The following is a 13,261-nucleotide window of genomic DNA, read 5'->3' as shown; positions in this document are numbered from 1 at the left end:
GACGACCTAAACGCAGGTACTCCAGTGCTGTTGCAGCAGAGGGATGAACTGCGTCGCGTGTTCGTCGGGGAAGTGCATGCGCGCACCCTTGATCGTGCGGACCGCGACGGTCGACGGGATCAAATCGGCGAGCCGGCGCGCCCATTTGATTTTGAAGAGTGGGTCGTCGGTGCCCCAGACGATGAGTGTAGGCGCCGTGAGTGTCGCCAATCGCGATCTGACGTCCGCTAGGTCATCCGACGACAGAGATGTGATGATGCGTGAAAGGGCGCGCGCCGAATGTGCTGTCCCAAGTGTGGGATTGCAATAGGCGTCGACGATCTCGTCGGGTAGCCGACGGGGATGTTGGTAGCCAATCCCTAGAGCCCGATGCGCGAGCGGCCTGCGGCGCGCTGCATACGGACCGATCTTCGCCAGTAATCCGACGTGTGCCATGACCGTTATGGGTTTGAAAAGTGCCGGTGGAGTGTTGCCCTCGGTGTCGCAATTCGTCAGGACCAAGGTGGTCAGTCTGGCACCAAGGCGTGCCGCCACGATTTGTGCGACTGCTCCTCCGGTGTCGTTGGCAACCAGGTCGAAACGGTCAAATCCCAGGAGGTCGATCAGCTCGATGACGCGATTCGCCAGTCCGGTTAGGGAGACGTCGTCGGATGGCCTCGCGGGCGGTGTGTGCCCGTGTCCGGGCAAGTCGATCGCGATGCAACGACGTTCTCGGGAACTGACCGCGAGGATGACATTGCGCCAGAGCAGGCTATTGGCGATGAGGCCATGGATGAAGACGGCCGGGCGGCCGCGCCCGACGTCCAGATAACTGATCGGACCTGACGCGGTTGTGGCGTCGCGTCGGTGGGCTTCGAGTGTGGTGATGTCCATCCCGGCGGATCCTCTCCTTGGAACACCGCAGACAGTTCACATACTCTGGGTATGTCACAGCGTACGGGCGACTATCGTCGGAGCCGTGGAAGTTGTCAAGACTCGCCGGGTTGAAGGTGCACAGCAGACACGGGCCGCTCTGCTCGTAGCCGCAACGCACGCGTTCGCCGAGCGTGGATTCGCAGCTGTATCGATGGTCGAAATTGCCGCCACCGCGAATCTCACCAAAGGTGCTGTCTACCATCACTTTACGGATAAGACCGACCTCTTCGCGTCAGTCCTGAACGAATGCAACGAAAGGGCGCAAGCCCGGGTCTACGAGGCGATCGCCAAACACCGGGACGACTGGTGGGCGGCGACCAGTGCAGCACTGGAGGCCACACTCGACGTGTCCGGGGATCCGGTCGCCGGCCGGCTGATCTATCTGGAAGGCCCGATCGGTCTGGGCTGGAGACGGTGGCGAGAATCTGAACGTCATTTCACGCACCGCAACGTGCGCCTTGTGCTGGAGAGCGGAGTCGCGGCCGGTGCCTTTCCTGACGATCTCCCTCTGGAGGCGATGACGCACGTGATGTCGGGCATGGTCACGCATTCGTGCATCGCGATGGCGGAAGCGTCGGCCCGTCAACGCAAACGTGTTCGCCGCGACCTGCGACTCGCCATGCTCCGGACTCTACGAGGGCTCACCGTCGGCGAGCCCCCGGCATGAGTCTGGGCAGCACGCCTGTGGCCTCAGACCGCGGCGAAGTTGATCGTGCTGGTCGCGGCCAACTCGTTGTCCTCGCCGCGGTGGATGTCCACCTGCACCACCACCGAACGCTTGCCGGTGCGCAGGATCTTGGCCACCGCGCGGGCCGGGCCGACCTTGATCGGCCGCAGGTATCGGACGAACAAGTCGGTGGTGGCGATGCCGAACCCGAACGGGGTGGCGCGGGAGGCCAGCTGCCCGGCGGCCACATCGGCCATCGTGGCGATCAGTCCGCCCTGCAGCCCACCCGCGGTGTTCGTGGTGCGCTCGTCCACCGGCATCTCCAGCACAACGGTGTCGTCCGTCGCTTCGACGACCTGCAGGCCGAGCTGGTCGAACAACTCCCGAAGCGAGCGCGGTGCGGTCATGGAGAACGACGTTACCGCGCGACGCTAGACCTGGACCTTCGCCGCCGCGGTTTCCGGCATCGGCTCGTAGCGGGCGAACGACCGGGTGAACGACGCGGCGCCGTGGGTGAGGCTGCGCATGTCGATCGCGTAGCGGGTCAGCTCCGCCTGTGGCACCTCCGCCCGGATCACAGTGTGGTTCTCGCGGGCCTGCTCGGTGCCCAGCACCCGACCCCGCCTACCGGACAGGTCGCCCATCACCGCACCGACGAGATCGTCGGGCACATCGATGGTGACCTCGTCGACGGGTTCGAGCAGATCGATGCGGGTTGCCGCGGCGGCCTCCCGCAGCGCCAGGCCACCGGCCATCTGGAACGCCATGTCGGAGGAGTCGACGCTGTGCGCCTTGCCGTCGACCAGCGTCACCCGGATGTCGACGACGGGATAGCCGCCGTGCACGCCGTGTTCCATCTGGGCGCGCACCCCCTTCTCGACGCTCGGGATGAATTGGCGGGGAACCGCGCCGCCGACGACCTTGTCGACGAACTCGAAGCCGCCGCCCTGGGCCAGCGGCTCCACTTCGATGTCGCACACCGCGAACTGGCCGTGTCCGCCGGACTGCTTCACGTGGCGGCCGTGACCCTTGGCCGGGCCGCCGAAGGTCTCCCGCAACGGGATCCGGACCTCGACGGTGTCGACGTTGACGCCGTACCGGTTCGCCAGCGCGTCGAGCACCACGCTGGAGTGCGCTTCGCCCATGCACCACAGCACGATCTGGTGGGTCTCCGGGTTCTGCTCGATGCGCAGCGTCGGGTCCTCGGCGGCCAGCCGCTGCAAGCCGACCGAGAGCTTGTCTTCGTCGGTCTTGGCGCGGGCGGCGATCGCCACCGGAAGCAGCGGCTCCGGCATGGTCCACGGTCTGAGCAAAAGCTGATCTGTCTTGTCCGACAACGTGTCTCCGGTCTCGGCGCGGGTGAGCCTGCCGATCGCGCAGATGTCCCCCGCCACCACCTGCGCGGCGGGGCGCTGCTGCTTGCCCAGCGGGAACGACAGCGTGCCGATACGTTCGTCTTCGTCGTGGTCGGCGTGTGTGTTCGCCTCGAAGAAGGCCGAAAAATGGCCCGACACATGCACTGTCGTGTCGGGCCTGATGGTGCCGGAGAACACCCGGACCAGGCTGACCCTGCCGACATAGGGGTCGGATGTCGTCTTGACCACCTCGGCCAGCAGCGGTCCGTCCGGATCGCAGGACAGTCCGTCGCGGGCCACGCCGTGCGGGGTGTAGACCTCGGGCAGAACATGCTCGGGCGGCGACGGAAAGCCGCGGGCGGCGACGTCCAGCAGCTCGACGGTGCCGACGCCGGTGCCGCTGCAGACGGGGATGACGGGGAAGAACGCGCCGCGCCCGACGGCTTTCTCCAAATCCTCGATCAGCACGGCCTCGTCGATAGCCTCACCGCCGAGGTAGCGCTCCATCAGCGACTCGTCCTCGGACTCCTCGATGATGCCTTCGATCAGGGTGCCGCGATGCTCGTCGATCCGAGCGGTGTACGTGTCGTCGGGCGGATGGACGGTCCTGGTGCCGTCCCGGTAGTCGTACTGGCTGCCCGACAGCAATCCGACCAAACCCGTCTGGGTGGGCAGGTAGAGCGGTAGGACCTTGTCGCCGAAGGCATCCTGCGCGGCGCGCAGCGCGGTGTCGTAGTTGGCGCGGGCGTGATCGAGTTTGGTGATCGCCACTGCGCGTGGCATTCCGACGTCGGCGCATTCATGCCACAGCCTCTTGGTGGCCTCGTCGACGCCCTCGTTGGCGGCGATCACGAACAACGCGCACTCGGCGGCGCGTAGGCCGGCCCGAAGTTCACCGACGAAGTCGGCGTAGCCCGGGGTGTCGATCAGGTTGACCTTGATGCCGTCGTGCGGGACGGGTGCCAGCGCAAGCCCGACCGAGCGTTGTTGGCGGATCGCGGCATCGTCGAAGTCGCACACCGTGGTGCCCTCGACCACCGACCCGGCCCGTGCCAGCACGCCGGAGGCGACCAGAAGGCTTTCGACGAGTGTGGTCTTGCCGGCACCGGACGGGCCGACGAGCACGACGTTGCGGATGGCGGCCGGACTGTCCGCGGCGGGAGCCGATCGGGCGGCCTGGGAAGTGTTCGTCTTGTCGGCCATGCCAAACCTCCTGCCCCTTCACCATTCACCCGGTGCCGCGGTCGGCACAAGGGGATCGATGGAATTCAGGCGGTGGGCGCCGACATTCGGGTCGGCTCGAGGCGGCCGCGGAGCACCTCCGAGGCGTACTCCACCCAGTGCGCACGCTCGGCGGCGTCGGCGTTGGCCAGGGCGACGTCCGAGCACAACGCGCGCTGGCCGGTGGCCTTGGCCCGATCGGCAAGGCGCGCAGCCTCGTTGACCGGATCACCGATCACCGTGTATTCGTAGCGGTGTTCGGCGCCGATGTTCCCGGCGAACACCCGTCCGGCCGACACCCCGATACCGAAGTCCACGACGGGAAGCCGGCGCAAGGCGACCGTCAGCGCGCGGGCGGTCGCCAGTGCATCGGACGACGCGCGGGCACTGGGCAGCGGCGCACCGAACACCGCCAGCACCGCGTCGCCCTGGAACTTGTTGATCAGGCCGTGCCGTTCGTCGACCGAATCGACGACGATCTGGAAGAAGTCGTTGAGCACCCCAGCCACCTCGGCCGGCGAACTGCTTTGCGCCAGCTGCGTCGAGCCGACCAGGTCGACGAACAGCACCGCCGCCTCCCGAACCTCGCCGGTGAGGCTGTCGGCGTCGCTGACCGCGCGTAGCGCGACGTCCGTCCCCACGTGGCGGCCGAACAGATCGCGCAGCCGGTCGCGTTCGGCAAGCCCGGCCACCATGCGGTTGAAACCGCTTTGCAGCCGCCCGATTTCGGAGCGTTCGTAGACGTCCACCCGGGTCCCGATCTGGCCGCGTTCGACCTTGGCCATGGCGGCGACGACGTCATGCACCGGGTCTGAGATGGACAGCGCGACGATCGCCATGCCGCGCAACCCGACCAGAACCGAGATCACCGACAGCACGATGACCGGAATCTCGATCGACGCGTTCTTCTGGATGATCCAGCCGCTGGCGCGCATCAGCACCACCACCGCGATGCCGATGCTGGGAAGCGCGCTGCTCATCAGCCACATCAGCAGCAGCCGCGGCAGCACGCCCGGTGCGGTGTCGCGACCGGGCGCCGGCCCCATGACAGCCGCGGTGATCGGGCGCATGGGCCGCTGGATCAGCAGCAGCGCGGCGCCCGCCGAGGTGGTGACACCGAACAACACCAACATGCCGATCAACCAGGCGGCCGCCGCGCCGCCGTCGCGATTGACGATGACCATGATGACGCCGCTGATCAGCCAGATCGCCGTCAGCAGCGCCGACTGGTGACGCAGAAACCTCTCGACGAACACCTGGTCGCGGTGGGTCGGTGATTCGCCCGCGGTGAACCAGCGCAGTCTGCGATCGACCACCCAGATCGCGTAGCCGATAGATCCGGCGAAGCCGAACACCGACAGCGTCACCGCGGCGATCAGGGTGTCGGTTCCGAAGACGGTCTCGGCTTGCGGCACCAACTCGTGGCGCAGCGGCATCACCAGCGCGGTCAGCTCGACGCCCGCGAGGATCTGCGCGAGCACGAGGGCGAGGGCGTAGCGGACCTTCAGCCTGCTCGCCGTCATGGGTTCAGACGCTACTGCGACAACCGGGCAGAATCATGCTCTCTGAAAATGAGAGTAGTGCTTCCGATGGCGCTACCCGCTGCGTAACATCCGCGCTGTGAAGTTCGGGATTCCACTGGGTGGCGTTCACCCCGGCCTGTGGCGGGACCTGACGGTGCGGGCCGAGGAGTTGGGCTACGAGTCGGTGTGGCTTCCCGAGCATCTGGTGCTGCCCGCCGAGATGTCCGGCAGCCCCCATCACGGCGACAGTCATCCGCCGATCCCGCCGCAGACGCCGATGTTCGACGCGATCGCCTACCTGTCGTATCTGGCCGGCCAGACCAGCACGATTCGACTGGGCACCTACGTCTACAACATCGGCTTGCGCCACCCGTTCGTCAGCGCCCGCGCGGCCACGACGCTGGACGTCGTGTCGGACGGCCGGTTCGACTTCGGGATCGGCGCCAGCTGGCTGCGCGAGGAATGGGACGCCGCGGGTCTGGACTTCGGCAGCCGCGGCGCCCGCGTCGACGAGGCGCTCGAGGTGTGCCGCGCGCTCTGGACCGAGCCGACCGTCGAACACCACGGCCGGTTCTTCGACTTCGACGCCGTTGCCTTCGAACCCAAGCCGGTGCAGCCAGGCGGACCGCCGATCCACGTCGGCGGCGACGGCCTGCCCGCGTTGCGCCGGGTTGCCCGGTTCGGGTCCGGCTGGATCCCGATGAACCACACCCTGGACCAGATCCCCGGATCGGTGCAGAAGCTCTCGGCGCTCTGGGCCGAGCACGGACGTGCCGGCAAGCCCGAAGTGACCGCGTCGGCTCCGGCCGATTCACCCGCGGATGTGCGCCGCGCGGCTGATGCAGGCATCGACCGGATGATCGTCATGCCGTGGCGGCGCACCCGCGAGGCGCTTGACGGCATCGCCCGCTTCGCCGATGCCGTGCTGAACCCGTCGCGGAGTTGAGGCCGTGACGATCACGCCGTCGGACATCCTGCTGACCGACCGGGTGGCGGTGGTGACCGGCGGCGGGACCGGCATCGGCCGTGGGATCGCCGCCGGGCTCACGCAATTCGGGGCGACGGTCGCCATCTGGGAACGTGACGCCGACAGCTGCGCGGCGACCGCGGCCGAGCTGGGGGTGCTCGGCATCGTGGCCGACGTTCGTGACAGCGGACAGGTCGACGCCGCACTGGCGCGTACCCGCGACGAGCTCGGACCGGTCAGCATCCTGGTCAACAACGCCGGCGGGGTATTCGCCTCCTCCCTGCTGGACACCAGCGAAAACGGTTGGGACGCTTTGTACAAGGCGAACCTTCGACACGTCCTGCTGTGCACGCAACGGGTGGCCAGGCAGCTGGTCGAGGACGCCCGCGGCGGCAGCGTCATCTCCGTGACCTCCATCGAGGGGGTCCGAGCGGCACCTGGATACGCGGCCTACTCCGCGGCGAAGGCCGGGGTCATCAACTACACCAGGACGGCGGCCTTCGAGCTGGCGCCGCACGGTATCCGGGTCAATGCCATCGCACCCGACATCACCGTCACCGAGGGCTTGCTGGCGTTGTCGCCGAACGGGATACGGCCCGAACTGAGCCAGGCCGTTCCGCTGGGACGGCTCGGTGATGTCGACGAGATAGCCTCGGCGGCAGTCTTTCTCGCCTCGGACATGGCGCGCTACATCACCGGTCAGACGCTGCACGTCGACGGCGGCACCCAGGCTGCGGGCGGGTGGTACCACGCCGAGGGCGGCGCACGGTTCGGGCCGGCCTGATCAGCTGTCGGCGCGGCGGTCCACGCCGAACAGGACCGCGGACACCAGCACGCACCCGGCGGCGACCGCGATGGTCAACGGCACCGACACCTGTACCAGCAACGCCCCGGCGACCGCGCCGGCCAGCATGGTGGCGATCGAGGCCAACCGGCGGACGGGCTTGGCGCCCGGGCCTCCCGCAACACGACTGTCGGCAGCCAGGCCCGTCACCGTCAGCGTCAGCACCGTGGTGGTCAGGTCGGCGACCGCCATCCGCCGGGCCGTGCTGTTCTGCAGGCCGTACGCGAACGCCAGCGTCGCGACGATGACCGGGCGGCCCACCGTCGAGATGCCGAAGACGGCAGCAGCCGCCGCGACGACACCGAGCAGCGCCGCCTGCACCAGCAGCACCGACATCGGCCACGTCGGCGACGCGGCCACGCGGTGACCGACGGCGCCGCCCACCAGTGCGCCGAACATGAACGCGCCCAACGCGATCAGCGCCATCCACGCCGACAGCCCGGAGCTGGGGTTTGCCGCGAAACCGAGGAAGACGATGTTGCCCGTCATGTTGGCGACGAAGACGTGACCGAGCCCGAGGTAGGACACGGCGTCGATAACCCCGGTGCCCGCGGTGAGGCTCAACAGTGCCGCGATGGTGCGCCGCGACGTGGTGGGTGCGGCGAGCTTGCTCTGCATACGGTGCACAGCAGTCTGAGCGGTTCCCGAATTCCCGACCATCCAGGAACCTTGCAACCGTATGGTGAGCCGGTGACAAGTGATCGCCCCTTGGAGGGCAAAGTCGCGTACGTGACCGGCGGGGCCAGGGGACAGGGCCGCGCGCATTGTGTGCGGCTGGCCCAGGCCGGCGCCGACATCGTCACCATCGACGCCTGCGGGCCGGTGGGCAACCACATCGGGTACGAACCGTCGACCCCGGAGGATCTCGCCGACACCGTGCGCCTGGTGGAGGACGAAGGCGTCAAGATCAGCGCCGAGCGGGTCGATGTGCGCGACCACGACGGGCAGAAGCGGGTGATCGCCTCTGCCATCGAGCAATTCGGCCGCCTCGACGTCGTCGTCGCCAATGCCGGAGTGATGAGCTGGGGCCGCGCCTGGGAGATCCCGCAGGAGCAGTGGCAGGAGATCATCGACGTCAACCTCACCGGGTTCTTCAACACCGTGCAGGCCTGCGTGCCGGCGATGATCGAGGCCGGCAACGGTGGTTCGATCATCGCGATCAGCTCGTCGGCGGGGATCAAGGCCGTGCCGGGCGCCGGGCACTACTGCGCCAGCAAGTTCGGCGTTGTGGGACTGGCGAATTCGCTCGCACTCGAGGTGGGCGAGTACGGGATACGGGTGAACTCGGTGCACACCTATGGTGTCGACACGGCCCTGGGCAACGACCTGTCGATGTACTCGACGTTCGAGAAGCACCCGCACTACGTGTACAGCTTCTCGCCGGGCGCGCTGCCCACCGAGTCGCTGATCGCGCCGAATCAGGTCAGCGAAGTCGTGCTGTTCCTGGCCAGTGATGCGTCGGCACTGCTGACGGCCGCCCAGATTCCGGCCGACAAGGGCTACATGAAGGTGTAGCCCGCCGAGCGTAACGCTGGTGTGACGCTCGGCGCTCAGCGTGACGCTGGTGTGACGCTCGCCGATCTAGGCTTGGGCGCCAAGGCTTTCCACGGCGAGCTCCTTGGCCCAGCGGTAGTCGGCCTTGCCTGCGGGGGAGCGCAGCACCTTCTCGGTGCGGATGAACGCCTTCGGCAGCTTGTAGTGCGCGATGTGTTCGCGGCAGGCATCGGCGAGTTCGGCATCGGTGGCGCTCTGCCCCTCGGCGAACTGCACGATGGCCACCACCTCGCTGCCCCACCGTTCCGAGGGCCGCCCGGCGACCACCACGTCGTACACCGCGGGATGGCTGGCGACCGCGCGCTCGACCTCCTCGGCGAAGATCTTCTCCCCACCGGAATTGATGGTGACCGAGTCGCGGCCGAGCAGTTCGATCTGACCGTCTTCCAGGAACCGCGCGCGGTCACCGGGCACCGACCAGCGCACGCCGTCGATGGTGGGGAAGGTACGCGCCGACTTCTCGGCGTCACCGAGGTAACCCAGCGGGACGTAAGCCCGTCGCGCCAGCCAGCCCTCACCGTCGCCGGGCGCGAGCACATGGGCGAAATCCGTTGAGATGATGGCGGTGTCGTGCTGCGGGGTGAAGGTGGCGGCCTTCTGCTCGACGCCCTTGGCCGCCATGGTCGTCATCTGCATGCCGGTCTCCGACGCCCCGACGGCGTCGAGCACCATCAGGTTGGGCAGGGCGGCCAGCAATCGTTCGCGGACGGTCGGCGACAGCGGTGCGCCGCCGTTGGTGATGGTCACCAGCCCGGACAGGTCGTAGTTGCCGGTCTCGATCTCGTCGAGCAGCGGCCGGGCGATCGCGTCGCCGACGACCGGAATGCTCAGCACGCGTTCACGTTCGGCCAGCCGCATCACGGCGGGAGCGTTGAGCCGGTCGACGTCGTCGGGCAGCACCATCCAGCCGCCGGTGCTGAACATGTTGAACGCCGCCCACTGCGCCGCGCCATGCATCAGCGGCGGGATCATCAGCACCGACCGGAAACCGGCATTGGTGCGGGCCTGCTCGGCGAGTTCGGCGTAGGTCGACAGCGAGGTGTCCGAACCGAACGGCCGGCCGCCCATCGCCGACATGAAGATGTCGTGCTGGCGCCACAGCACACCCTTGGGCATCCCGGTGGTTCCGCCGGTGTAGAGGATGTAGAGGTCGTCGCCACTAGGGGTGGGCATGCCACCGGCCGGCTCGGGCGTGCTGACGATGGACTCGTAATCGACTGCGCCGGGCAACAATTCGTTGCCGGAAGCGTCGGCGACCTGGATCAGCACCCGCAGCTCCGGGAGCCGGTCGCGGATGGCGGCCACGCACGGCGCGAACTCGGCGCCGTAGACCAGTGCCTTGGCGCCCGAGTCGGTGAGCAGGTAGAGGAGCTCTTCCTCCACATAGCGGTAGTTGACATTGAAAGGCGCGACCCGGGCCCGGTAGCCGGCGACCATCGCCTCGAGGTACTGGTTTCCGTTGCGCAGGTACAACCCGATGTGGTCCTGGCCGGATTCGTGCGGCGCCAATTGGTCACGTTCGGTGTGGCAGCCCAGTCCCTGCGCGGTGAGATAGTGCGCGACGCCGTCGATGCGGGCGTCGAGTTGCGCGTAGGTCAGGCGCTGACCCCGCCAGATGAGAGCCTCGTGATCCGGCAGCGTCTCGGCGACGGTGTGGAACACCGACGAAAGGTCGAAGCTGACGGCGCTGCTCATGGGCGGTCCTCCGGATGGCCGAGACTAGAACGCGTTCTAGTCTGCCACGGGCGCGGGCGTCGGTAGGTGGCGGAACATCACCCAGCGGGACCGCCCCACCTCGACGGCGCCAGGCATAACTGGTGGTGCGCCTCCACTTCGGCGAGTAGTCTGGCCTGGTGATTCCGGGCGCACATCGGGGTGCGGAGCGATCCAGGCCACTGCGGGCCGACGCCGAACGCAATCGGGAGCGGATCGTCTCCGCTGCCGCCCGGCTGTTTGCCGAGCAGGGCCTGTCAGTTCCGCTGGAAGACGTGGCCCGAGCCGCTGAGGTAGGGGTGGCGACCCTCTACCGGCGATTCCCGACTCGCACCGATCTGGCGATCGCAGCGTTCGAGCGGAACATGACCTCCTACGAGGACGCGGTCGACAAAGCCCTGGCCAACCCGTGCGCCTGGGACGGCTTCCAAGACCTCGTCTACGACGTCTGCGCGCTACAGGCCTCCGACCCGGGATTGCGGGCGCTGCTCACCACCGCGTTCCCGGCCAGCTCCGTCATCGAGCAGCGCGCCGCCGAAGCCGTCGCGAAACTCGGGCAGGTGATCACCCGGGCGCAACAGGACGGGACGCTGCGTCCGGACATCGGCGTCGGGGACATCGTGGTGATGCTGCTGGCCAACACCGGTGTCCTGGAAGCGACCCGCGAACACGCACCGGACGCATGGCGCCGCTTTGCCGCACTGATGGTCGACTCGTTCCGGGTCGGGCCGCAGCAGGCGCTGCCGCCGCCGACCCCGGCTGAAGAGCTCCGCAGCTCGATCGCCATGCTGACAGGCGACACCTTGCGCATCGAATCACTCCCCCCGACCGAACCACTGAGGAGCGACCTTGACTGACCGCCCGACCATCGACTTTCCGGCCCGAATCGGCGTGTGGTGGGCGAGCGAGAGTTGGTCGATGCCCGCAGCCGTCGAAGTAGCGCAGGAGATCGAAGCGCTCGGTTTCGGATCGCTGTTCATCCCGGAGGTCGGTCTGAAGGACTGCATGGTGCAGTCCGCGGTGTTCCTGGCCGGAACGCAGCGCCTGGTGCTGGGTACCGGTATTGCGAATATCCACGCCCGGTTGGCGACGATCGCCGAGGGTGGCGGCCGCAGCCTGACCGCCGCCTACCCCGGCCGCTTCGTCCTCGGTCTCGGGGTCAGCCACGGGCCGTTGGTCGAGAACATGCTCGGCGGAACCTACGACAAGCCGCTGGCCACCATGCGCGGCTACCTGGACCGGATGGCCGGTCTGCCGGAATTCGTCGAGCCGGGCTCCGGGCGTCCGACCCGTCTGCTCGCGGCCCTCGGCCCGAAGATGATCGAGCTGTCCGGCACGCACGCCGACGGTGCGCATCCCTACCTGGTGCTTCCGGAGCAGACCGCGACCACCCGCGAGATCCTCGGCCCGGACAAATGGGTGGTGTCCGAGCAGGCCGTCGTCGTCGGGGAGAGCGCCGAGGAGCAGATGCGCCGCGCGCACCTGCATCTCGAGGTCTATTCGGGCCTGCCCAACTACCGCAACTCGTGGCTGCGGCAGGGCTTCGACGAGTCCGATCTGGTGCGCGGCGGCTCCGACCGGCTTGCCGAGCGCATCGTGGGGCAGGGTTCGGTCGAACAGGCCGCCGCGTCGGTGACAGCGCACCTCGACGCCGGCGCCGACCACGTGGTGGTGCAGGTGCTCGGCGACGGCGACCCGAGCTGGGATCCTCGCCCGGCATTGCGCGAGCTGGCGTCGGCGCTCGACCTCAAGGGCTGATCGCTGAAGGGCTGATCGACCTCAGGGGTTGATCGTGTTCTCGCCGACCTGACGTCCCCACACGTACTCGGTGAGGATGGGCTGGCCGAGCTCGAAGTGGTTGTACGGCGCGAGCGAGGCGCCGTAGTCGGCGACCAGGAACGGTGCCGGCCAGAAGTCGTGGGTGATGGGCTGCCAACAGCCGGGACCTCCGCCGGGACCGCCCTTGGCGTTCACCCGCGGCAGGTTGTCGGGATACACATACGGATTCGGTGCGCCGGTCAGGCCGATGTGGAAGTCGATGGAGTAGCCGTTGCCGCCCGCGCTGTCCTTGGCGTTGGACGTCGCGTAGTTGCGGACGGTGCACAGGATCTCGGGGCTGTAGGTGTCGAGCAGCTGGGCGGTCGGGATCAGGTCGGCCTGGCCGCGCACGAAGTACGGGCCGCCGCGTTCGAAGATGTCGGCGCCGGTGTTGCCGAATCCGGTGGACGCCAACAGCGCGGCGTCGAGGTCCTTCTGCTGGGCGTTCAGTGTGCGGGCCGTGGTGACCGCGTGGTCGAGGGAGTCCCAGAACTGCGGGCTGGCCTTGATGTAGACGTCGGCCAGGTTCGACAGCTGCCGGACGTTGCTGCGGATCTGCGGCATCTGCGGGTTGACGTCGTCGAGCACCGCGTTGCCGTTGACGATCGACTGGCCGAACTTGGTGCCCAGGCCGTTGAGCGCCTCGGCGGCCGCGCTGAGCGTCAAGTTCAGCTTGACCGGATC

At 67.9% G+C, this 13,261-nt stretch carries 13 protein-coding genes; 6 read left to right on the top strand and 7 right to left on the bottom strand.

Going from position 1 to position 13,261, the window contains the following annotated elements; translation table 11 throughout:
* Nucleotides 1-6 precede the first annotated feature (6 nt).
* Nucleotides 7-873 carry an alpha/beta fold hydrolase gene (locus AB4879_RS07800; protein WP_370507141.1) on the bottom strand — a complete coding sequence of 289 codons (867 nt, stop codon included), beginning with the start codon at nucleotides 871-873 and terminating at the stop codon, nucleotides 7-9.
* A gap of 85 nt (nucleotides 874-958) precedes the next feature.
* Between AB4879_RS07800 and AB4879_RS07795 the strand changes: the two genes are divergently transcribed.
* Nucleotides 959-1,582 (top strand): TetR/AcrR family transcriptional regulator, encoded by a 624-nt coding sequence (locus AB4879_RS07795; RefSeq protein ID WP_370507140.1) that lies wholly within the window; start codon nucleotides 959-961, stop codon nucleotides 1,580-1,582.
* A 23-nt stretch (nucleotides 1,583-1,605) separates the two neighbouring features.
* Here AB4879_RS07795 and AB4879_RS07790 read toward each other — a convergent pair whose 3' ends face one another.
* The 3 genes from AB4879_RS07790 to AB4879_RS07780 form a co-directional block, all read right to left on the bottom strand.
* On the bottom strand, nucleotides 1,606-1,989 hold the full coding sequence (locus tag AB4879_RS07790) for a PaaI family thioesterase (protein WP_036342396.1): 384 nt from the start codon (nucleotides 1,987-1,989) through the stop codon (nucleotides 1,606-1,608).
* A gap of 24 nt (nucleotides 1,990-2,013) precedes the next feature.
* A complete protein-coding gene (locus AB4879_RS07785; protein ID WP_370507139.1) occupies nucleotides 2,014-4,140 on the bottom strand; it encodes an elongation factor G-like protein EF-G2 in 2,127 nt (708 codons plus the stop codon).
* A 65-nt stretch (nucleotides 4,141-4,205) separates the two neighbouring features.
* Complete coding sequence (locus tag AB4879_RS07780; protein WP_370507138.1) at nucleotides 4,206-5,681, bottom strand: adenylate/guanylate cyclase domain-containing protein; 1,476 nt, start codon at nucleotides 5,679-5,681, stop codon at nucleotides 4,206-4,208.
* A gap of 97 nt (nucleotides 5,682-5,778) precedes the next feature.
* Between AB4879_RS07780 and AB4879_RS07775 the strand changes: the two genes are divergently transcribed.
* Together AB4879_RS07775 and AB4879_RS07770 are read left to right on the top strand one after the other, a co-directional pair.
* Nucleotides 5,779-6,627 (top strand): TIGR03619 family F420-dependent LLM class oxidoreductase, encoded by an 849-nt coding sequence (locus tag AB4879_RS07775; protein WP_102809736.1) that lies wholly within the window; start codon nucleotides 5,779-5,781, stop codon nucleotides 6,625-6,627.
* Between the two features lie 4 nt (nucleotides 6,628-6,631).
* A complete protein-coding gene (locus AB4879_RS07770) occupies nucleotides 6,632-7,432 on the top strand; it encodes an SDR family NAD(P)-dependent oxidoreductase (protein WP_370507136.1) in 801 nt (266 codons plus the stop codon).
* Here the strand turns inward: AB4879_RS07770 and AB4879_RS07765 are convergent, their stop codons facing one another.
* Complete coding sequence (locus tag AB4879_RS07765; RefSeq protein ID WP_370507135.1) at nucleotides 7,433-8,110, bottom strand: YoaK family protein; 678 nt, start codon at nucleotides 8,108-8,110, stop codon at nucleotides 7,433-7,435.
* A gap of 72 nt (nucleotides 8,111-8,182) precedes the next feature.
* On the opposite strand from AB4879_RS07765, the gene AB4879_RS07760 reads away from it, so the two are divergent.
* Entirely contained in the window at nucleotides 8,183-9,007 is an 825-nt protein-coding gene (locus AB4879_RS07760; RefSeq protein WP_102809733.1) for a mycofactocin-coupled SDR family oxidoreductase, read from the top strand.
* Nucleotides 9,008-9,073: 66 nt separating this feature from the next.
* On the opposite strand, the gene AB4879_RS07755 is transcribed toward AB4879_RS07760, so the two are convergent.
* Nucleotides 9,074-10,741 carry an acyl-CoA synthetase gene (locus tag AB4879_RS07755; protein ID WP_370507134.1) on the bottom strand — a complete coding sequence of 556 codons (1,668 nt, stop codon included), beginning with the start codon at nucleotides 10,739-10,741 and terminating at the stop codon, nucleotides 9,074-9,076.
* A 158-nt stretch (nucleotides 10,742-10,899) separates the two neighbouring features.
* On the opposite strand from AB4879_RS07755, the gene AB4879_RS07750 reads away from it, so the two are divergent.
* A complete protein-coding gene (locus AB4879_RS07750) occupies nucleotides 10,900-11,616 on the top strand; it encodes a TetR/AcrR family transcriptional regulator (RefSeq protein ID WP_233209504.1) in 717 nt (238 codons plus the stop codon).
* A complete protein-coding gene (locus tag AB4879_RS07745) occupies nucleotides 11,609-12,517 on the top strand; it encodes an LLM class F420-dependent oxidoreductase (RefSeq protein WP_370507133.1) in 909 nt (302 codons plus the stop codon). The genes AB4879_RS07750 and AB4879_RS07745 overlap by 8 nt, the downstream gene beginning before the upstream one ends.
* Before the next feature lie 21 nt (nucleotides 12,518-12,538).
* On the opposite strand, the gene AB4879_RS07740 is transcribed toward AB4879_RS07745, so the two are convergent.
* The coding region (locus AB4879_RS07740) for an MCE family protein (RefSeq protein ID WP_370507132.1) at nucleotides 12,539-13,261 on the bottom strand (723 nt) is incomplete at its 5' end.

It is taken from the genome of Mycobacterium sp. SA01 (assembly GCF_041287105.1).
Classification (GTDB): domain Bacteria; phylum Actinomycetota; class Actinomycetes; order Mycobacteriales; family Mycobacteriaceae; genus Mycobacterium.
This window is presented reverse-complemented; position numbering and strand designations above follow the sequence as displayed.